14 protein-coding genes are annotated in these 20,988 nt (G+C 72.7%); 5 read left to right on the plus strand and 9 right to left on the minus strand.

Annotation, left to right across the window (positions count from 1 at the left end; translation table 11 throughout):
• Positions 1-5 precede the first annotated feature (5 nt).
• From ACFO0B_RS10160 to ACFO0B_RS10175, 4 genes are read left to right on the plus strand one after another with little or no spacing between them, the layout of a single operon-like run.
• On the plus strand, positions 6-1,829 hold the full coding sequence (locus ACFO0B_RS10160) for a flavin-containing monooxygenase (protein WP_378612119.1): 1,824 nt from the start codon (positions 6-8) through the stop codon (positions 1,827-1,829).
• On the plus strand, positions 1,826-2,749 hold the full coding sequence (locus ACFO0B_RS10165; protein ID WP_378612120.1) for an SDR family NAD(P)-dependent oxidoreductase: 924 nt from the start codon (positions 1,826-1,828) through the stop codon (positions 2,747-2,749). The genes ACFO0B_RS10160 and ACFO0B_RS10165 overlap by 4 nt, the downstream gene beginning before the upstream one ends.
• Positions 2,739-4,445, plus strand: a complete 1,707-nt coding sequence (locus ACFO0B_RS10170) for a thiamine pyrophosphate-binding protein (protein WP_378612121.1) — start codon at positions 2,739-2,741, stop codon at positions 4,443-4,445. Before ACFO0B_RS10165 ends, ACFO0B_RS10170 begins: the two co-directional genes overlap by 11 nt.
• A gap of 42 nt (positions 4,446-4,487) precedes the next feature.
• Complete coding sequence (locus ACFO0B_RS10175) at positions 4,488-5,957, plus strand: aldehyde dehydrogenase (protein ID WP_378612123.1); 1,470 nt, start codon at positions 4,488-4,490, stop codon at positions 5,955-5,957.
• 66 nt (positions 5,958-6,023) lie between these two features.
• Here the strand turns inward: ACFO0B_RS10175 and ACFO0B_RS10180 are convergent, their stop codons facing one another.
• Positions 6,024-6,785, minus strand: coding sequence for an ABC transporter permease (locus ACFO0B_RS10180; RefSeq protein ID WP_378612124.1), 762 nt, complete (start codon positions 6,783-6,785; stop codon positions 6,024-6,026).
• Positions 6,782-8,062, minus strand: coding sequence for a glycosyltransferase (locus ACFO0B_RS10185; protein WP_378612125.1), 1,281 nt, complete (start codon positions 8,060-8,062; stop codon positions 6,782-6,784). Before ACFO0B_RS10185 ends, ACFO0B_RS10180 begins: the two co-directional genes overlap by 4 nt.
• Before the next feature lie 26 nt (positions 8,063-8,088).
• Between ACFO0B_RS10185 and ACFO0B_RS10190 the strand changes: the two genes are divergently transcribed.
• Positions 8,089-10,689 carry a cytochrome P450 gene (locus tag ACFO0B_RS10190; RefSeq protein WP_378612126.1) on the plus strand — a complete coding sequence of 867 codons (2,601 nt, stop codon included), beginning with the start codon at positions 8,089-8,091 and terminating at the stop codon, positions 10,687-10,689.
• On the opposite strand, the gene ACFO0B_RS10195 is transcribed toward ACFO0B_RS10190, so the two are convergent.
• From ACFO0B_RS10195 to ACFO0B_RS10225, 7 genes are read right to left on the minus strand one after another with little or no spacing between them, the layout of a single operon-like run.
• Positions 10,661-11,563, minus strand: a complete 903-nt coding sequence (locus tag ACFO0B_RS10195; RefSeq protein WP_378612127.1) for a hypothetical protein — start codon at positions 11,561-11,563, stop codon at positions 10,661-10,663. The genes ACFO0B_RS10190 and ACFO0B_RS10195 overlap by 29 nt on opposite strands.
• Positions 11,560-12,525: a ScbA/BarX family gamma-butyrolactone biosynthesis protein gene (locus ACFO0B_RS10200; protein ID WP_378612129.1), complete on the minus strand. Its 966-nt coding sequence runs from the start codon at positions 12,523-12,525 to the stop codon at positions 11,560-11,562. The genes ACFO0B_RS10195 and ACFO0B_RS10200 overlap by 4 nt, the downstream gene beginning before the upstream one ends.
• Entirely contained in the window at positions 12,522-13,487 is a 966-nt protein-coding gene (locus ACFO0B_RS10205; protein ID WP_378612130.1) for a nucleoside-diphosphate kinase, read from the minus strand. The genes ACFO0B_RS10200 and ACFO0B_RS10205 overlap by 4 nt, the downstream gene beginning before the upstream one ends.
• Entirely contained in the window at positions 13,484-14,530 is a 1,047-nt protein-coding gene (locus tag ACFO0B_RS10210) for an SDR family oxidoreductase (RefSeq protein WP_378612131.1), read from the minus strand. Before ACFO0B_RS10210 ends, ACFO0B_RS10205 begins: the two co-directional genes overlap by 4 nt.
• The gene (locus ACFO0B_RS10215) at positions 14,527-14,784 is read right to left on the minus strand and encodes an acyl carrier protein (protein ID WP_378612133.1); all 258 of its coding nucleotides are present in this window, start codon (positions 14,782-14,784) and stop codon (positions 14,527-14,529) included. The genes ACFO0B_RS10210 and ACFO0B_RS10215 overlap by 4 nt, the downstream gene beginning before the upstream one ends.
• Positions 14,781-18,209: an AMP-binding protein gene (locus tag ACFO0B_RS10220; protein WP_378612134.1), complete on the minus strand. Its 3,429-nt coding sequence runs from the start codon at positions 18,207-18,209 to the stop codon at positions 14,781-14,783. The genes ACFO0B_RS10215 and ACFO0B_RS10220 overlap by 4 nt, the downstream gene beginning before the upstream one ends.
• Positions 18,199-20,889: a phosphoenolpyruvate synthase gene (locus ACFO0B_RS10225; protein WP_378612278.1), complete on the minus strand. Its 2,691-nt coding sequence runs from the start codon at positions 20,887-20,889 to the stop codon at positions 18,199-18,201. The genes ACFO0B_RS10220 and ACFO0B_RS10225 overlap by 11 nt, the downstream gene beginning before the upstream one ends.
• Between the last annotated feature and the right edge of the window lie 99 nt (positions 20,890-20,988).

The raw sequence follows: 20,988 nt of genomic DNA on the forward strand, positions 1-20,988 counted from the left end.
ACCCCATGACCGACTGTGCACCCACGCAGACCCCCGAGGTCGACCTGTCCGCGCTGCGCGAGATCTACCTCGCCGAGCGGGACAAGCGGCTGCGGACCGAGGGGCAGGGCCAGTACCTCGTCACCGAGGACGGCTTCGACGAGTTCTACGCGGGCGACCCGTACACCGCGGTCGAGCCGCGCGAGCCGATCACCGACGAGATCGGCGTCGCCATCCTCGGCGGCGGCTGGGCCGGGCTGATCGCCGCCGCCCGGCTGCAGGAGGCGGGCGTCACCGACTTCCGGATCATCGAGCTGGCCGGTGATTTCGGCGGCGCCTGGTACTGGAACCGCTACCCCGGCATCCAGTGCGACACCGACAGCTACGCCTACCTGCCGCTGCTCGAGGAGACCGGGTACATCCCGACCGAGAAGTACGCCCGCGGCGACGAGTGCTTCGAGCACGCCCAGCGGATCGGCAAGCACTACAACCTGTACGAGCGGGCCATCTTCAGCACGCTGGTCGAGTCGCTGGAGTGGGACGAGCCGAGCAGCCGGTGGAACATCGGTACCAACCGCGGCGACGCCATCCGCGCGCGCTGGGTGATCCTGGCGCAGGGCCCGTTCAACAAGCCGAAACTGCCCGGCATCCCCGGCATCTCGGAGTTCGAGGGGCACACCTTCCACAGCGCCCGCTGGGACTACGCCTACACCGGCGGCAGCATGAAGGGCGGGCTGGACGGGCTCGCGGGCAAGAAGGTCGCGGTGATCGGCACCGGCGCCAGCGGCATCCAGGTGGTCCCGCACCTCGCGAAATCCGCCGAACACCTGTACGTCTTCCAGCGCACCCCCTCCTACGTCTACGAGCGCGGCGACGTGCCGACCGATCCCGAGTGGGCCGCCACGCTGAAGCCCGGCTGGACCAGGGAGCGCAAGCGCAACTTCCACACCGCCGCCTTCGAGGCGTTCGCGCCGGGACAGCCGGACCTGATCTGCGACGGCTGGACCGAGGTGAGCCGCAATGTGGAGGCGCACCTCACCGCCACCCAGGGCTGGGCCACGCTGACCCCGGAGAAGTTCATGGAGCTGCGCGAGCTCGAGGACTACAAGGCGATGGAGCGGGTGCGGCAGCGGGTGGACGCGCTGGTCGACGACCCGGCGACGGCGGCGGCGCTCAAGCCGTACTACCGGTTCCTGTGCAAGCGGCCGTGCTTCAACGACGAGTACCTGCCCACCTTCAACCGGGACAACGTGACCCTGGTCGACGTCTCGAAGACCAAGGGCGTCGAGCGCATCACCGCGACGGGCATCGTCGCCGACGGCGTCGAGCACGAGGTGGACTGCATCATCTTCGCCAGCGGCTTCGAGATCACCACCGACCTGGACCGGCGGCTCGGCATCGCGCCGTTCACCGGGCGCGACGGGGTCTCGCTCTACGAGCACTGGGGCGACGGGTACAAGACGCTGCACGGGCTGACCACCCGCGGCTTCCCGAACATCTTCTTCACCGGGTTCATCCAGGGCGGAGTCACGGCGAGCACCACCGACATGTTCGACCAGCAGGCCGGGCACATCGCCTACATCCTGGCGCACGCCGCGGGCGCCGGGATCACCTCCGTCGAGCCGACGCCGGAGGCGGTCCAGGAGTGGTGCACCACCGTCCGGGAGACCGCGGTGGACAACACCAGCTTCCAGCGCGAGTGCACCCCCGGGTACTACAACAACGAGGGCGAGCAGCAGATCCGCTCGCACCTCGGCGAGCCGTACTGGCCCGGGTTCTACGCCTTCGAGGACGTCCTGCAGGCGTGGCGGGATACCGGCGAGCTGCCCGGCCTGGAGCTCGGGAAGTGAGCGAACTGCGCTACGACGGGCGGGTCGCCGTCATCACCGGTGGCGGGCGCGGGCTCGGGCGTGCGTACGCGCTGCTGCTCGCCGAGCGCGGTGCCCAGGTCGTGGTCAACGACCTGGGCAGCAGCGTGCGCGGCGACGAGGTGGTCGGCAGCCCGGCCGCCGAGGTGGTCAGCGAGATCGAGGCCGCGGGCGGCACGGCCACGGCCTCGACCGACTCGGTCGCCACCCCCGAGGGCGGGCAGGCGATCGTCGACACCGCCCTCGAGCGCTTCGGCCGGCTCGACATCCTGATCCACAACGCGGGCAATGTCCGCTACGGCTCCCTGCGCGACATGCCCTACGCGGATTTCGAGGCGGTGCTCGACGTGCACCTGCGCGGCGCGTTCCACGTGGCGCGGGCCGCTTTCCCGGTCATGGCCGACGCCGGCTACGGCCGGGTGGTGCTCACCTCGTCCATCGGCGGGCTCTACGGCAACAGGAATGTCGCGAACTACGCGGCGGCGAAGGCCGGCGTGCTCGGCCTCTCCAACGTGATCGCCCTCGAGGGCGCCGAGGCGGGCGTGACCAGCAACGTCATCGTCCCCGCCGCGGTCACCAGGCTGGCGGACGGGCTGGACACCTCCGCCTACCCGCCCATGGGCCCCGAGCTGACGGCACCCGCCGTCGGCTGGCTCGCGCACGAATCCTGCTCGGTCAGCGGCGAGATCTACGCCGCGGTGGCCGGGCGGGTGGCGCGGGTCTATCTCGCCGAGACCGCAGGGGTTTACCAGCCCGCCTGGACGGTCGAGCAGGTCGGCGAGCGCATCGACGAGATCCGGGACACCGCGAACTCCTGGATCCTGCCCACCGCAACCGGGCACGTCGACCATTTGACGAGAAGTTTCGCGCTGGCCACGGAGGGTGCGCAGCATGTCGGTTAAGGTCTACGAACGCATCATCCAGCTTTTCGAAGCCGAGGGCATCAATACCGTATTCGGTATTCCGGACCCGAACTTCGTGCACATGTTCCACCTCGCCGAGGAGCGCGGCTGGAACGTCATCGCCCCGCACCACGAGGAGACGGCCGGGTTCATGGCCGAGGCGGTCTCCCGGATGACCGGCAAGGCCGCGGTCTGCATCGGCACGCTCGGTCCAGGCATGGCGAACATGGCAGGCGCCATCCAGTGCGCCAAGGTGGAGAACTCCCCGGTCATCTTCCTCGGCGGGCAGCGCGCCCGGATCACCGAGCAGCGGGTGCGCCGCGGTCGGATCCAGTTCGTCAAGCAGGCCGAGCTCTTCGCGCCGTCGGTGAAGTACAGCGCGAGTATCGAGTACGCCGACCAGACCGACGAGATCATCCGCGAGGGGCTGCGCCGGGCGCTCACCGGCACCCCCGGCCCGGTCTACATCGAGTGGCCGAAGGGCATCATCCAGGAGGAACTGGATGTCCCCGAACCGCTGCCGCCGCACCGCTACCGGCTGGTCGGGCAGACCGCGGGGCAGGACCGGATCGACGAGGCGGCCGAGCTCATCCGCGCCGCGAAGCAGCCGATCCTGATCGTCGGGCACGGTGTGCACACCACGAGGGCCGGGGAGTCGGTGCGCGCGCTGGCCGAGCTGATGGCGGTCCCGGTGATCCAGACCTCCGGCGGCACCTCGTTCATCGAGGGGCTGGAGGACCGCACCTTCGCCTACGGCTTCTCCCCCTCGTCCATCGACGCGGTGGTGAAATCCGATCTGGTGCTCGCCGTCGGCACCGAGCTGGGCGAGCCGGTGCACTACGGCGTCGGCAGGCACTGGGTCGCGGGCGAGGCGAACCGGAAATGGATTCTGGTGGAACAGAATCCGGAGGCCATCGGGGTGAACCGGCCGATCGACGTCCCGCTGGTCGGCGATCTCCGCGCCATCGTCCCGCAGCTGGTCGCGGCGCTGAAGGACACCCCGCGCACCGCGACCCCCGAGCTGGCGGGCTGGATCGAACAGGACGCCGCGCGCCTCGCCGAGCTGGCCGAGACCGCGCCGTCCGGGCAGCAGCAGGTGCACCCGGCCCGGCTCATCGTGGAGGCCACGAAGGCGTTCCCGCCGGAGGGCATCATGGTCCGCGACGGCGGCGCCACCACCATCTTCGGCTGGACCTACTCGCAGGCCAAGCCGCACGACGTGATCTGGAACCAGAACTTCGGGCACCTCGGCACCGGGCTCCCCTACGCCATCGGCGCCTCGGTGGCCGAGGGTCGCAAGCGCCCGTTGATGCTGGTCACCGGCGACTCCTCGTTCCTCTTCCACATCGGCGAGCTGGAGACCGCGGCCCGGCTGAACCTGCCGCTGGTCTGCGTGGTCGCGGTGGACTACTCCTGGGGCCTCGAGGTCGGCGTCTACAAGGGGCTCTTCGGCCAGGGCTCGCTGGAGACCGGAACGCACTGGAGCACCGAGACCCGCTTCGACAAGATCGCGGAGGGGTTCGGCTGCCACGGCGAGTACGTGGAGCGCGAGGAGGACATCGCGCCCGCGATCAAGCGCGCCTACGCCAGCGGCAAACCGGGCGTCATCCACGTGGTGGTCGACCCGAAGGCGAACTCCGAGGAGATGCCCAGCTACGACGAGTTCCGCACCTGGTACGCCGAGGGGATGCAGTGATGCGCGCGACGATCCTTGTCCCGACCCCGGCAGGAGCTGCTCATGCCTAGCGCCGACCAGACATCGGATCGCCCCACCTTCTTCATCGACGGGCAGTGGGTCGCCCCGAAGAGTTCCGAGGTGTGGCAGGCGATCGAGGCCGCCACCGGTGAGCCGCTCGGCACCGCGGCGCTCGGTGGCGAGGCCGACATCGAGGCCGCCGTCACCGCCGCGAACGCGGCGCACGAGCGCGGTGAGTGGGCGAACGCGACCCCCGCCGAGCGGGCGAAGGTGCTGCACCGCTTCGCCGACGCGCTCGCCGCCAGGGGCGAATCCACCAGCGAGCTGGTGACCAGGGAGATCGGCATGCCGATCGGGCTCTCCCAGGTCTTCAACGGCCAGGCGCCCGCGCACCTGCTGCGCCAGTACGCCGATCTGGCCGCTGGCACCGAGTTCGAGGAGATCCGGCCGAGCGCCATGGGCTCGACCCTGGTGCGCCGCGAACCGGTCGGCGTGGCCGCGGTCATCACCCCGTGGAACTACCCGCAGGCCAAGGCGCTCATCTCGATCGCGCCCGCGCTCGCGGCCGGCTGCACGGTGGTGCTCAAGCACTCCCCCGACGCCGCGCTGGATTCCTATGTGATCGCCGAGGCGGCGGCGGAGGCCGGGCTGCCGCCCGGCGTGCTCAATATCGTGCTCGCCGATCGAGGCCCCGCCGCGCTGCTCACCCGGCATCCGCTGGTGTCCAAGATCGCCTTCACCGGCTCCACCGCCTCCGGCGCGCAGGTGGGCGCGGAGGGCGGGCGCGGGTTCAAGCGGATGACGCTCGAGCTCGGCGGGAAGTCGGCGGCGATCGTGCTCGATGACGCCGATCTGGAGACCTTCGTCACCGGCATCGGCACCGCCTCGTTCATGAACAACGGCCAGACCTGCACCGGCCAGTCCCGCATCCTCGCCCCGCGCTCCCGCTACGACGAGGTCGTCGCCGCGCTGGCCGAGTGGGCCGCCGCCCAGACCATCGGCGACCCGCTCGATCCCGCCGTCACCATCGGCCCGATGGCGAGCGAACGCCAGCTCGCCACGGTGCGCCGGTACATCGAGCTCGCCCGCGCCGACGGCGCGCGGCTGGTGCACGGCGGCGGGCAACCGGCCGGGCTGACCAGGGGCTGGTTCATCGAGCCGACCGTCTTCGCCGACGTCGCCAACACCGACCGGATCGCCCGCGAGGAGATCTTCGGCCCCGTCGTCACCGTCATCCCCTACACCGACGAGGACGAGGCAGTCGCGCTCGCCAACGACACCGATTTCGGCCTCGCCGGGTCGGTGTGGACCGCCGACGAACACCGCGGACTCGGCATCGCCCGCCGCATCCGCACCGGCACCATCGGAATCAACTACTACGTCAACGACTTCGACGCCCCCTTCGGCGGCGTCAAGGGCAGTGGGATCGGGCGCGAACTCGGGCCGGAGGGGTTCCACGAATTCCTCGAGTACAAGTCGATCTACGCGAGCGGCGCGCTGCTCGCGGAGTAGCGAATCGAGCGCACGGCCGAGGCCGGACCGACGACACGTCGGTCCGGCCTCGCCGCGTGGGTTCCGTCAGCCCTGGACGCGGCGGGCGAAAAGCGAGGCCGCGGCGACGTATCCGGCGGCGGTGAGCCCGACGCACCACAGCACGGCGGGCACCACTTCCCCGCCCGCACCGGTCAGCGCACCGCGAACTGCTCCGAGAATCGGCGTGGCCGGTTGATTGTCGGCGAACCCTCGCAACCACCCCGGCATGGTCTCCGTGCGGACGAACGCGCTGCTCACGTAGGGCACGAACATGATGGCGTAGGTGAAGCCACCCGCCGCTTCGGGGGTGCGGGCGAGCAACCCCATCGCCACCGCGATCCAGGTCACGGCCACGACCAGCAGCAGCACGATCCCGGCGGCGGAGAGCAGGCCGGAGAGCCCGGCGGTGGTGCGGAACCCGAGCGCGGCGGCGACGAGAAAGACCACCGCGACGACGCCGAGATTCCGCACCACCCCCTCCAGCGCGTGCCCGGCGAGCAGCGCCTGCCGGTAGATCGGCAGCGTGCGGAACCGGTCGACGGCGGCGCCGCGCACGTCGGTGGCGACCCCCGTCGCGGTGATGGAGGCGCCGAAACCGGTGCAGAGCAGCACGATTCCGGGCAGCACGTAGTCCAGGTACGGCATCCCGACCTGGATCGCCCCGCCGAAGACGTAGACGAACAGCAGCATGAGCAGGATCGGCAGCAGCGCCGAGACCAGCAGCGTGTCGCGGCCGCGCACGGTCCGGCGCAGCGCGCGCCGGAACATGACGAGGGAGTCGGCACACCCGGCCGCGAGCCGGTTCACCGAGCGGCGGCCTCGACCAGGTCGGCGGCGCGCTCGGCGGCATCGGAGCGCGCCGCCAGCCGCCCGGCCAGCTCGCGGGTGCGCGCCACCGTCTCCGGCTCGAGCAGCGTGCGCACCCCCGCGGTGAGCCGGTCGGCGTCGAGCTTCGCGAACGGCAGGTGCACCCCGACCCCGAGCCGCTCCACCTGCCCGCCCCACATGGGCTGGTCGAAGGAGACCGAGCAGACCAGCGTCGGCAGCCCGGCGCGCAGGCTCTCGAAGGTGGTGCCGATGCCGCCGTGGTGCACCGCGGCGGCGCACCTCGGGAAGACGATGTCGTGCGCCAGCGGCCCGACCACCCTGACCGCCGCACCGGATTCGGCCTCGGCCGCGTCCAGATCGCTCCACCCGGCGCTCACCAGCGCGCGCCTGCCGAGCCGCTCGCTCACCTCGGTGACCATGGCCAGCACCTGGTGGGTGTCCCGGATCGGCATGCTGCCGAAGCCGAAGTACACCGGCGGCTCCCCCGCGTCGATCCAGGCCAGCAACTCGGTGTGGTCGTCGGCCAGCTCGCCGACGGCCTCGCGGGCGGCGCGCGGCAGCGCGAGGAAGCCGACGAGCGGGCGCCGATCGCCCCAGTCCTCGGCCAGCCCCGGCACCAGCGCCGGGTCGTAGATCTGCACCTCGGACACCCCGCGCGCCGCGCACATGGCGGCCGGACTCTTCGTGGTGCTGCGCAGCCCGAGCTCGCCGCGCAGCTGGTTGAGGTAGCGCAGGAAGACCACCCGTCGCAGGTTCTCCGCGACCGACCAGGTGGCCCGGTTCACCGCGGCGGGCGGCTGCCAGTGCGGCGGCAGCGCGCCGGGGAACGGGTAGGCACCGGTCTTGCGGCCCGGGAAGCCGTGCAGCGTGACCAGCCCGGCGCCGGACGCCTCGGCCACCGACACCGCGCGATCCTCGGTGAGCAGCGTGGAGACGATCACCTCGGCGCCCGCGCAGACCTCGATGACCTCGCGGTTCATCCGCTCCGCGTACTCGGCCATCTGCTTGCCCACCAGCTGCATCAGCCGCAGGCTGCTGCCCGCGGCGAGCGCCCGCTGCCCCTCCTCGGAGGAGTAGAGCTGCTGCACGTCCGGCCCGCAGGGCTGAGCCTTCAGTCCGGTGCCCGCGGTGAAGTCGACCAGGTTGGGCGGTGCGCCGACGATCACCTCGTGGCCGCGGTCGCGCAGCGTCAGCCCCAGCGCGACGGCGGGCTGCACGTCACCTCTGGTCCCGGTCAACGGAATTGCGATCTTCACACCAGCTCCCTCACTACCGTGGCCCTATGCACATCGCGCTGTTCACCGATTTCCACCCCGGAACCGTCGGCGGCATCCAGACCTCGGTGGCCGCCCAGTACCGCGGTGCTCGGCGGCTCGGGCACCGCGTCACGGTATTCACCGCGCCCGGTCCGGAATCTACCGAACCGGACCCGGACCTCGTGGTCCTTTCGCCGGTGCGTGCGCTCTCGGTCAACGGCTTCGCCGCGGTTCTGCCGACCAGGGCGAACGCGCGGCTGATCGACGCGGTCTTCGCCGAGCGCGGCCCGGTCGACATCGTGCACACCCAGACCACCTACGGAGTCGCCGTCGCCGGGGTGAAAGCGGCGCGGCGGCACGGTATTCCGCTGGTGCAGACGATCCACAGCCGGGACGACGTCTTCATCCAGCACACCTCGCCCGCCCCCTACCCGGCGGCGCTGGCCATGCGGGCACTGCACAACAGCGTGCTCCCGCATCGGGGGCGGATGCCGCGCAATCCGGAGTCGCGGTCCGCCCGGCACGCCTGGCACACCATGATCGCGCAGGCGCAGGCCGCGGACGCGGTGATCGTGCCGTCCGCGCACTTCGCCGAGCGGTTGCGGGCGCACGGGCTGGCCGGGCGGCTGCACGTCATCTCCAACGGTGTCGACGACGACCTGCTCGACGAACTCGAGGCAACGCCGCCCGCCGACGGCCGCGACGCGACGGCGCTCGGTGCCGACCTCGGCGCAACCGCCCGGCGGGCGGACGCCGGGCCGCTCCGGGTGCTGTGGTGCGCCCGGCTCTCCGCGGAGAAACGGCCGCTGGCCGCGATCGAAGCCGTGCTCCGGGTGCCCGGCGCGGTCCTCGACGTCTACGGCGACGGCGACCAGCTGGCCGCGGCCCGCGAACTCGCGGGTGCCGACCCGCGGATCCGCTTCCACGGCGCCCGCTCGCAGCGTGACTGCCTGCACGCCATGCGCGAGCACGACATCCTGCTCTTCCCGTCCCTCGGCTTCGACACCCAGGGCATGGCCCTGCTCGAGGCCGCGGCGGCGGGGTTGCCGGTGGTGTACTGCGACGCCGCGCTCAGCGAGTCGGTTCCGCCGGGCGGCGGGGTCCTGACCGGCCCCGAACCCGACGCCATCGCCGCCGCACTGCGCACCCTCGCGGACTCCCCCGCCGGGCTGGAAACCCGCCGCACAGCGATAGCGGCCACGCCGTTCCCCGCCCGCCAGTCCGCGCTCAGTGCCGAGATCACCGCCGTCTACGCGGAGCTGATCGCCGACCCGCCCCACGCGCGCATGCCGCGCACCCCGGCGGAGGTGCCGACCGCCCCGGGCAGGCTGCCGCTGCTCGGCCACAGCATCGCGGCCCTGCGCGACAGCCTCGGCTTCGTCCGCTCGCTGGCCGCGGTGGGCCCGGTGGTGCGCGTCTACCTCGGCCCGCGCCCCGCCTACGTCCTCACCACCCCGGAGCTCATCCGGCAGGTCGGCTTCGGCACCGCGGGCGAATTCCACCGCGACGACCTGCGCGCCGCCATGCACGAGGTGGTCCGCGGCGCCTCCAATGTCCTCGCCGGCCCCCCGCACGAACTGCGCCGCCGGATGATCGCCCCCGCCCTGCGCCGGCGCCGCCTCCAGGACTACGCGGCCGTCACCGCAGGCATCGCCGACGAGTGGGCCGCCGCCCTGCCCGGCACGGTGAACCTGATGGAGTCGGCGCACGCCCTCGTCCTCGACACCATCTCCGCCACCCTCTTCACCGCCGATTTCGGCGCCGCCGCCAAGGCCGAGGTCAGGCGGAACATCCCGTGGCTGCTGGCACAGGTGGTGCAGCGCGCCGCCCTCCCCGACGCCGTGAACCGGGCCAGGTTCCTCGCCGACCGCAGGTTCGCCGCGAAGGCCGCGGCGCTGCGCGGCGAGATCGGCGCGGTGGTGCGCGCCTACCGCGCCGACGGGCGGGACCACCGCGACGTGCTCTCCGCGCTCATCGGCCACGTCGACGCCGAGACCGGCGCCAGGCTCGGCGACGAGGAGATCGTGGACGAGCTGATCCTCATGCTCGCGGCGGGCGTCGGCTCCACCGCCTCCATCCTGGCCTGGGTCTGGTACGAGACGCTTCGCTCCCCGGAGATCGCGAAAGCCGTCCGCGCCGAGCTGGATACGGAGGTCGGCGCGGGTCCGGTCGAGCCCGATCACCTGTACCGGCTGCCGTACCTGCGCCGGGTGATCCTGGAGACGCTGCGCTACTGGGGGCCGTGGGTGAGCACCCAGAACGCCGACGGCCCGGTCACCTTCGACGGCCTCACCCTGCCGGACGGCGCCGTCGTCGTCTACAGCCCGTACCTGGTGCACCACGACCCGAGGCACTACCCGGACCCCGCCCGCTTCGACCCGGAGCGCTGGGCCCCGGAGCGGGTGGACGGCATCGACCGCAAGGCCGTGCTCCCCTTCGGCGTCGGCGCCAGGCACTGCCCCGGCAACAATTTCGCGCTGCTCACCATCACGCTCGCCACCGCCGCGCTCTTCACACACTGGAATCCGGCGCTGGACAGTGGTTATCGCGTGCGGCCGTCGAGCGGGGATTTCGTCGCGGCGCCGTCCCGGCTTCCGGTCACGCTCCGACCGCGGACTGGGCGATGAGCACGGCGTAGAGCCCGAGGATGAACAGCACCGGCGGTCCGAGCGGGTACTCCCCGCCGCGCAGGAACCGCAGCGCGCCGTACCCGGGCAGCAGGGCCAGCGGCACCGGCAGCAGCCCGAGCCATGACCTGGCGCCGTCGTACTCCCACGGCCGCACCAGCGCCAGCTCCGCCCCGACCGCCAGCGCCACGAACAGCAGCGACACGGCCGTACTCCCCCGCGCTCCGAGCACATTCGAGTAGTAGTGCTCGCCCGGCAGCGGTTCGTGCGCCGTCTTCCTGGCGAACTCGAACTGCAGGAACGCACCGGCGAAGATCAGCGCGGCGGGGGCCGACTTCCAGAACCCGGCGTTCGATCCCTCGGTGTCCAGCACCGAGACCAGGACGTAGGCGGTGACCAGCAACTGCACCGGGTACGTGACCACCAGGTTGACCAGGATGTCGTCCCGGACCCACGCCGAGACCCGCTCCAGCCCCCACAGCCCGAGCCCGTAGAGCAGCACCGCGCCGATGGCGAGCGCGGACCCCACCGAGAGCAGCAGGCTCCCGGCCACGGCGAGAACGGCGATGACCGCCATGCCGATCCGGAGGTCGGTGGCGGTGACCGCCCCGGTGACCAGGGGCCGGTCGGGGTTGTGCACCCGGTCGTAGGCGAGATCTTTCCGCTCGTCGACCATGCGCAGGTAGAGCAGCACGATCGCGACGATCAGCACCCGCAGCCCCGTCGACCAGGACGGTCGCCACGGCGTGTCCGGCGCCGCGAGCAGGGCGAGGGTGGCCTCCAGGGCGAAGACCCACAGGACGCCGTACAGCAGGTAGTGCGGCTTGTACATGACCCGGGTGAAATGGGTCAGGCGGGTGAGGGTGCCGATCACCCGGGCTCCCGGCCGTCCAGGAAGGTCAGGTCGATCTCGGCAGCGGTGGCTTCCTGGGCGATCACGCAGCGCACGGTGGTCAGGTCGCCGGTGCGGGCGGTGATCTCGGCTCGGCATTCGGTGCGGAGGTCGAGTTCGGCGAAGCGGTCGAAGCGGCTGGTGACGGAGAGCAGTTGCGGGTTCGCGGATCCGGCGTCCAGCAGGGTGAGGGCGCTCTGCCTCGCGACTTCCAGGAGAACGCTGCCCGGCACGTGGTCGAGGTGGTGGTCGAAGAGGAAGGGGTGCAGGGGGTCGACTGCCAGCGGCACCCGGACTGCCGCGCCGAACTGCTCCGGGGCGCCGACGATGACATTGCGCCGGTTCTCCCGGCCGACCGTGCCGGGCGGGACCGGCCGGGCGGCGACCGTCGGGCCGACCGCGGGCGGGAGTTCGAGGCTCTGCCGGAAGGCGCCGCGCAGGCGGGACCAGCGGTCGGGGGAGGTCCAGGAGAAGGAGCCGTCCACGGTCATCAGGGGGCCCGCGGGACAGGAGATCTCCAGGACCATGTCCAGGCCGCAGACCGCGCCCGCCTGGTGGTGCACGCGTGGGACATCCACCGCGAGAACAAGATTCGTCGGATCGGGGGTGGTCTCCCAGGCGACCCCGCGGACACCGGCACCGTTGAAGGTCCGGACCAGGAACGCCGAGTCCAGCGGTGCGCCGAAGAACTCGTGGGTGAGCGCGATCGACGCCTGGCGGGCGGTCTCCATGATGAGCAGCGGGTCGTGCAGGCGGGCGGGGGCACCGGTGTGGTCGCCGTAGTAGGCGTGCATCCGGGGTAGCTGGGCGCCGGCCAGATAGCCGCCGGTGTCCCTGGTGGCGAGTGAGGTGACGAAGACCTCGGCCACGGCGGCGCGGTGGGTGAGCTCGCGGCGTATGGGTTGCTGGTGGGATACGCCGGCGACGACCGCTTCCAGGCTCATCCGAATTTCTCCGTCCAGTCGGTGGCGGTTACCGGGCGCAGGGTCTGGGGCTCGGTGCCGGTTCGCATGGGCAGTACCTGGGAGCCGAGGACTATCGCCGACCACGGGTCGACGGGGGCGCCCCGGGTCAGTGCGGTGTTGAGCAGAGTGGGGTTGTCGTCGGTGCCGGATTCGTTCAGGTCGTTGCGGATCCGCTCCAGGGCGACGCCGGGGTCGAAGGAGCGTTCGGGGGTTCGGGCATACAGCTGCTCGGACAGTGCGCGGGCACGATCCGCCGGTTCCAGCGGGGTGACCGGCGCATCGCCCGCGGCGGCTCGACCTGTTGTCGCGGGAGACGATGAAGCCCCGTCCGGGTGGTCGGCGGCGCGGGCGGCTTCGATGACCTCCGCGCGGGTCTGTTCGGGGAAGTAGATGGCGAGTTCGCGGAGGACGTCGGCGGGGTCGTCGGGGGTGTGTACGAGGTTGAGGAGGTAGTTGTCGCGGCCGAGGAGGTGGCGCAGCTCGCCGGGGCGGCGCTTGCGCGGGTCGGTCGGCCCCTTGGCGCGGGCCAGGCGGAGGGGGACCGGGAGCGGGTCGCCGGGGGCGGTGACGACGAGGAGCAGGGCGTCGGAGATGCCGACGAGCAGGTCGGCCAGGCGGCGGCGCTCGGGCGAGGCGATGTTCCAGGCGTAGTACCAGAGGGCGCGGGCCAGGTGCCGGTTCACCGGGATGATCTCGGCGGCGACCACCCGGTAGCCGTTGTCGTGCAACCACTTCAGGGCCGGGTCGACGGCGCGGGCGACGATCGCGTCCGGTTTCAGCAGCAGCATGGAGTGGCCGATGGCGAAGGCGGCCGGGTCGAGCCCGAGCCGCTCGAGCTGCTCGACGGTCTCGGCGACGTAGGTGTCACCGCGGTAGGCGGCCACCTTCTCCGGCTGCGGGGTGAGCCGGGCCAGCAGCGCCTCCAGCGCGCCCCCGGTCACCGCCTGCTCCCGGCCAGGATGTCCTCGATCGAGGGCAGCGGGTCACCCAGGTAGCCGATCTCCAGCGCGTGGTCGAGCAGCAGCCGCAGGTACTCGGCGCCGGACTCGGGCGCCGGGCGCAGCAGCTCCGCGTTGCGGGTGTCGAAGCGCAGCCTGCGGACGAAGTAGCTGGTGTAGAGGGCGCCGATGCGCCGGTAGTACTCGCGCTCGATCGGCGGCAGGTCGGTCTCCTCGAAGGTCGTCTCCGGGACGAAGGTCGCCACGGCGAACGACGGGTACTCGGCCAGTACGTCGGAGACCTCGCGCAGGGAGAGCGTGTCGCGGCCGACCGCGTGCAGGGTCCGGCCGCGGGCCCGGTCGAAATCGAGCGCCGCCGTGGCGATCACGTCGGCGACGTGGTCGACCGGGGCGAGGCTCAGAGTGGCGTCGTAGCGGCCGGGCAGCGAACGCAGCTTGCCCTCGACCATGAGCTTGAGCACGGTGTACAGGTTCTTGTGGTCGCGGATGGCGCCGGTATCGCTCGCGCCGGTGACGATCCCGGGCCGCACCACGGCCCAGTCCAGGCCGGACCCGCGGACCAGCTGCTCGGCCCGGTACTTGCTCGCCTCGTACCCGGTGCCGAAGGCCTGGCCGTGCTCCAGCTCGTCCTCGAGCACGGTGCCGCCGCGCATGCCGCAGACGTAGGCGGTGCTCACGTGCACCAGCGGGACGGCCCAGCGCCGGGCCAGCGCGAGCACGTTCTCGGTGCCGCGGACGTTCAGCTCCGCGTACTGCCGCTCGGTGGCGTCGAAGGCGGTGGTGGCGGCGCAGTGCACGATCAGCGCGACGCGGCCGTCGAGATCGGCCGCCGCGCCGCCGAAGTCGGGCTCGCGGACGTCGCCGGAGAGCCGCTCGTCCGGTTCGAGCACGGTGCCGTCGTTGCCGACGACGGCCGACGCGGCGTGCAGCAGCGCGATCACCGGGCGGCCCGCGGCCCGGAGCCGGGCCACCACCTCGGCGCCGACCAGGCCGCTGGCTCCGGTCACCAGCACGGCGCCGGTCACGCGGTGCGCTCCGCGAGCGAGGAGCCGATCAGCTCTTCCACCTGACCGACGCGGAGCACGCCTGCCAGCTGCTCGGGTTTGTACCCGGGCAGGTCGAAGCTGCGCTCCAGGACGACGGTGAGCTCCATGAGCCGCAGCGAGTCGTAGCCGAGATCCTCGATGAGGCGGTGCTCGGCGGTGAGCTCGGCGGCCGGGCGCGGCGCCATGGCGGCGACCAGCTCGCGGACCCGCGCGGCCGCGGCGGGGTCGCTCATGCCTGCGCTCCTTCCCGCAGGTGCGGTTGCTGCCCGCCCGAGGCGAGCAGGTCGCGCGCCTCGTCCAGCGGGAGGTCGGTGTTCAGGTAGCCGGCGATGCGCAGCCAGTCGTAGCCGATGGCGAGGGTGCGGCGCCACTGCTCCCTGGAGTCGAAGGAGGCCGGGAAATCGCTGCCGCCCGCGACCCGGCGGACCAGGGACACGAAGTCGTCGAGGAGGGCGAGGGCGGAGCTCGGGTCGCCCGCCGCGGCGAACCGCGCACCCTGCGCGGCCCCGAGGGTGACGAGCAGCTCGGCGCGGTGCTCGGCGGCGGCGGGCAGCAGCCGCTCGAGCGTCGCCGCGGCCGCGACATCGGCGGGCAGCGGGTGCACGCCGAAGGCGGAGAGCAGCACCCGGACCGCCATGGCGAGCATGCGGTGCGCCGCGATATCGGCGACCGCCCACTGCCCGTCCTTCACCGCACCGGCGAGATCCTCCCTGGCGTTCTCCAGCACGATGTTCGACCAGACCAGCCGCAGCGCACACTCGGTGAAGCGGCGCGCGGGCAGCGGCGAGAGCGTCACCGCGGCCCCGCTTCCCGCCGCCCCCCGCACACCGAGCGCGGGAGCCGCGCCGTGCGGAACGGGGGTGTACGGCCGGACCGGGTCGCACATGGCGAGGGCGGGGGTCAGGACCCCGGCTCCGCGCCACTCGACCCCGACGAATCCCAGCCGCACGAACTCCGCCAGCTCGGCCCCGATCGCACCACCCCGCTCCAGCACCGCGTCCACCGGCCGCCGGAACACCACCGACCGCCAGGCCCGCGCCGCGCCGTCGGCGAGCACGAAGACGTCCTCCCCGCGCAGCACGTGCACCCGATCGCCGATCTGCCAGGTGGTCACCCCCGGACGCCGGGTGAAGCGCAGCTGCGCCGGGTCGTCCGGCACCCCGTCGACCCCGAGCTCCGCCGCGAAGGCGAGCGACTCCGCGACCCCGGACGGCACCCGGGCCGCCGCCGCACGCCCCGCGGCACCGGCCCGCTCCAGCTGCTCGGGCAGCCACTTGCTCTCCAGATAGGTCTCCCCCGACCGTGCCGCCCACCCCTTGAGCGCCTGGTTCACCCCGTCCCGCGCCCACTCCGACGCCTCGGCATCGGCCCCGAGCGCGCGCCAGAGCACGGCGTACCGCAGCGCCTGCGCTGCCCGCCCGCTCCACCAGCCGGAGAGCCGGGCGACGAGCTCCTCGACCGGGAGCAGGGCGCGCAGCGCGTCGAGGTCGACCGCGGACCCCGGCCGCACGACGGTGGCGCCGAGGAACCGCTGGCACCGGTTCAGCACGTCCTCGTCGAGCGCCGAACCGTCGGCGACGGTGGCCAGCTGCCGGTGCAGCTGGGCGACCGAGCGGGTGCGGATCTCCACCCGCCGCCCGTCCACGAACAGCACGGTCGGCAGCGTGGGCAGCTCCTCGTCGCCCGCCGCCACCACCAGGAAGTCCACGTCGGACCCGGCATTGCCGAACCCCTCCGCCAGCGACCCCTCGAACAGCACCGCCGCCCCCTCGGGCACCCGCACCTGCCGCAGCGCCGCTTCCAGCAGCCCGGCCACCCGCTGCGCGGGCAGCGCCGGTCCCGGCCGCCCGCGGACCCCGCCCGCCACGCGCCTGCCCGGCGCGGCCTCCCCGATCACCGATGGATCCGGCTCATGCCCGTGCGACACAGAACCGCGCGCCTGATCGCGGTCTACGGCCCCGGCCGCCGTCCGGTCCGGCTCGTAGACCTCACCGCCCGGAATCCCACCCGAGCGGAACAGCTCCCACATGTGCCGCCGCCGCGGTTTCCCGCTCGACGTCCGCTGAATGATCCCGCGCGGCCCGGTCACGATCCGCACGGTCTGCGCCGGGCCCAATTCACCCCGGATGATGGTGTGCGCCTTCGCCAGCCACTCCCCCGGCGCCGACTCGGCGAAGAGCACGATCCCCTGGTTCCCGGCATCCGGGACGGCGACCGCCGCCAACTTCCCCTTGGTGATCCCGGCCTCCTGCGCCACCCGGGACTCGATGTCCTCCATGAACACCGGCTTGCCCCGCACCTTCAGGCTCGACCCCATCCGCCCGAGCACGAAAACCTCACCGCGACAAAGAAACCCGGCGTCCCCGGAGTACAGGACCCCGCCCTCGATCCGGGTGGAGGAGGCGGGCCCGGCCGGCCCGGAGTACCCGAGCGCCACCGACCCACCGACCACCGTCATCTCGCCGAGCGTGCCGTCCGGCAGCTCGACACCATCCGCATCGACGACACGCACCGTCGATTCCGGCGTGGAGAACCCGAGCCCGGTGATCCACCCCGCCCCCTCGATGCTCGCCCCGTCGCGCAACTCCGCGACCTCGAGCACGGGGACCGGCGCACCGAACCGCAGCCCGGCCGGGTCCACCCGCAGCGCGGTGATCGGCCGGTCCCGCGCCGACGAGGTCACCATGAGCGTCGACTCCGCCAGCCCGTAGGCGAGCGTGTACGCGCGCGTGGAGAAGCCGAGCGGCCCGGTCAGCGCGGCGAAGGAGCGCAGGTCGGCGAGCTCCACCGGCTCCGAGCCGACCGCGAGCGTGCGCCAGCCGGAGAGGTCGAGCTCGGCGATCTCCTCGGCCCGCACCCGGTGCGCGACGTACCCGAGCGCGAACGACGGCGACGGCGAGTGCTGCGCTCTCGTCATGGCGCGCAGCCAGCGCGCGGGGTCGCGGACGAACTGGTCCGGCCGCATCAGGTACAGGTCGCCCTGGTTGGTGACGGTGGTGAGGAACGCCCCGACCAACCCCATGTCGTGATAGAGCGGCAGCCAGGACACCATGGCCTCGCCCGGCCGCCAGTCCACCAGCCGGGAGATCATGCCGACATTGGTGGCCAGGTTGGGCCAGCTCACCCGGACACCGCGCGGCGTGCCGGTCGAGCCGGAGGTGAACTGCAGCAGCGCGCACTCGTCCGGGTCGGAGAACTCCCGCTCGCCCGGGGCGGGCAGCGTGGCCGGGTCGACCACGAGGGGTTCGTCGGTGCGGCCAGCGGCGGCGTGCGCCTGCCGGGCGAGGTCGGCGAACTCGACCGAGGTCACCACGAGTCGCGGCCGCGCCTGCTCCAGGATGGCGGCGACGTGCGCGATGTACTGGTTCAGGTCGCCGAAGAGCGGCGGCGCCACCGGCGTGAAGATTCCGCCGCAGGCCCAGACCGCGTAGAAGGCGGCGGCGCAGGGGAACCCGGTCGGCATGATGACGCAGACCCCGGCGCCGCCGGGCAGCCCGCGCTCGCGCATCAGCGCGGCGATGGACCAGCTCAGCTCGGCGAGCTCGGCGTAGCTGCGGTACTCCCAGCCGTCGCCCTCCTCGGCGAAGTACACCCCGGCATCGGTGGCGGGGGCGGCCAGCCAGCCCCGGATCGTCGCGACGTGCTCGTCAGGCTCCACTCTCGGCTCCTCCTCCGGAGAGCACGGTGACCGTGCCCGCTGTCCCGTCGACCCGGATCCGCATCCCGGTCCGCAGCCTGCGGGTGCTGCCGGGCACCTGCACCACCGTCGGCACCCCGAGTTCGCGCGCCACGATGGCCACGTGCGTGAGCGGGCTCCCCCGCTCGATCACCAGCGCCGACGCCGACGGCAGCGCCGCCACCCAGCCCGGGTCGGTGCGGTAGGTGACCAGGATGCCGCCCGCCACGTCGCGCGGCTCGTCCACCACCACCGCGTTGCCCTCGACGACGCCCGCTGCCGACGGGATGCCGCCGAGCACGTCGCCCGGCTCCGCGGCCGGCACGTCGGTGACCGGAACCCAGCCCTGCGCGGCCAGCGCCCCCGGCGTGAAATCGGTTCCCCGCGTCTCGAACCGGGCCGGGGCGACCAGCGCGGCGTCGGCGGTTCGCGCGACCCGGCGGGCAGCGATCCGGTCGCGGAGCTCAGGGGCGGGCGCGCTGTCGTAGCACTCGCACAGCTCGTCGACGGTGAGCGTGAAGACGTCGGTGAAGTCGTCCAGCACGCCGCGCTCGGCGAGGTCGCGCCCCATGGCCCTGATCATCCGCTTGACCATGCCGAAGGCGCGGGTGCGGCAGAACCGCAGCCGCTCCCGGTGCGCGGCGCAGCGGGCGGTCTTGGCCCGCACCCGGTCGTAGATCCGGCGGCGGCCGCCGCGCAGGTGTTCGTCCAGGTAGGCATCGGGGTCGATGGCGTCGGCGCCGGGCACGGCGGTGTCGTCGGCGCCGATCCGGCCGAGCGCGGAGCGGAGCATGACGAAGAGCCCGGACGGGTCCTCGCGCAGGTCGGGGATCTCCAGCTTGAGCTCGTCCAGGCTGCGGTAGCCGTAGCGGTCCAGGTAGTCGTCGACCTCGCGCAGGAAATCGCGGTGGCCCGCCTCCCGCAGCGCGGCGTAGGTCTGCCCGGGGTCGGTGCCGCGGACCAGCTCGGCAACGGCCGGGTCGGCGTGCGCGCGCTCGGCCAGGCCGGTCATGGCGCGGGCCGGTTCGGCCGACTCCACGTCGGCGCCGGGGCCGAGCAGGGCGTAGAGCAGCGATTCCGGTGCGCGCGGCAGGAACAGCCTGGTGAGCAGGAACATGGCGCCGGTGAGGGTGAGCAGGATGGCGTCGAGCACCATCATCGGGCCCCACCGCTCGACCAGGTCGCGGTCCACCTCGCGGTAGGCGGCGTACGCCTCGGCGCCGCCGGTGTACTCGACCGCCTCGTAGCGGTCGTAGACCCGGTAGAACTCGGCGCAGAACTCCGCCATCATGCTGTCGATATCGCGCAGCCTGCGCCGGTAGATGACAGCCGTCCGCAGCCGGGAGCGCGCCCGGCGCAGCGGGGAGCCGAAGGTGAAGGGGCGCAGGGTCTTCGCGATCTCGTCCGGCAGCGGCTCGGCGACGCCGAGCGCCGCCTCCAGCACCTTGCGGTTCAGCGGGTAGCCCGGCGCTATGCCGACCATGCGGTACCAGTGCAGCAGGTTGTAGTACACCCGGCCGTTGAACCGGCCGAGCAGGTACGGCGTCCACGAATCCAGCTGTCGCAGTTGCGCTTCCGCAACGCCGAGCGACTTCGCGTAGCCGCGGTACACGCGGCCGTAGATGCCGGCCGCCACGGTGAAGGTGAGCGGCGAGGTGAGGCCGCTGAAGCTCTCGATGATATTCGAGTTGTCCCAGATGCGCAGCTCGCCCGCGGGCACGTCCTCGCCCGCACCCTCATCGAGCGCCTGGTCCTGGCTTCGCGCGGGGGCCCCGAGGGTGGTGATCGGGCGGGCCTGCAGGAACCAGAGGCCGTCGGCGTCGATGGCCCACTCGATGTCCTGCGGGCCGCCGAGCGCGGTGGCCAGCTCACGGCCGCGACGGGCGAGTTCGGCCAGTTCGGCGGCGTCGAGCACCTGCGCGGCGCGCCGCTCGGCGGAGACGTCGACGGCGACGAGGCCGTCGCCGGGGCCCGGCAGGTACTCCTGCTCCTTGGCGCCGACGGTCAGCTCGAGCACCGTGCCGTCCGGGCCGACGATCGCGGTGTCGGCGTCCACCGCGCCGGAGACCAGCCCCTCGCCCAGGCCGTAGACCGCGCTCACCACCAGCCGGTCGGCATCGCCGGTCACCGGGTCGACCGTGAAGAGCACGCCGCTGGCCCGCGCGGCGACGAAGCGCTGCAGCACCACGGCGAGCTCGGTGATCGGGGGCCGGTCGCGGGCGAAGGCGTACCGGACCGCCCGCTCGGCGAAGCCGGAGGCCAGGCACTGCCGCACCCGCCCGGCCACCGCTTCGACGCCGGTGACGTGCAGGAAGGAATCGAACTGTCCGGCAAAGGAATCCGCGCCACCGTCCTCGCCGACCCCGGACGAGCGCACCGCGACGGTCCCGCCGACCCGCTCGTAGGCGGTCTCGATCGCTTCGAACACCTCGGCCGGCAGCGGCGCCTCGCCGATCGCCTTGCGCAGGTCGGCGGCCGCGGTCAGTGCGGAGTCGAGATCCGGGGCACCCGCGAAGGCGGCGAGCCGCTCACCCAGCCCGGTGGCGGCCAGGAATCCGGCGAACACCTCGGTCCCGAGCACGGTCCACTCCGGCACCCGTGCCCCGGCGGCTACCAGGGCCCGCAGCCCGGCCGCCTTCCCTCCGCCGCCCGCTCCGAGCACCTCCAAGACGCCTCCCAGCCACCCGCGCGACGTGATTCGCTCGCTCGAGTAAACCCGACGTGCGCCCTGTTTGTCGGGGAATGGGTCGCAGCGGAGGCC

It is taken from the genome of Nocardia jiangsuensis (assembly GCF_042650385.1).
In the GTDB taxonomy this organism is placed as follows: Bacteria; Actinomycetota; Actinomycetes; order Mycobacteriales; family Mycobacteriaceae; genus Nocardia; species Nocardia jiangsuensis.

Coding starts and splice junctions, on each gene's coding strand:
- ACFO0B_RS10170 (WP_378612121.1), top strand. CDS start 2,739: ATGTCGGTTAAGGTCTACGAACGCATCATCCAGCTTTTCGAAGCCGAG.
- ACFO0B_RS10215 (WP_378612133.1), bottom strand. CDS start 14,784: ATGAGCGACCCCGCCGCGGCCGCGCGGGTCCGCGAGCTGGTCGCCGCC.
- ACFO0B_RS10190 (WP_378612126.1), top strand. CDS start 8,089: ATGCACATCGCGCTGTTCACCGATTTCCACCCCGGAACCGTCGGCGGC.
- ACFO0B_RS10200 (WP_378612129.1), bottom strand. CDS start 12,525: ATGAGCCTGGAAGCGGTCGTCGCCGGCGTATCCCACCAGCAACCCATA.
- ACFO0B_RS10175 (WP_378612123.1), top strand. CDS start 4,488: ATGCCTAGCGCCGACCAGACATCGGATCGCCCCACCTTCTTCATCGAC.
- ACFO0B_RS10160 (WP_378612119.1), top strand. CDS start 6: ATGACCGACTGTGCACCCACGCAGACCCCCGAGGTCGACCTGTCCGCG.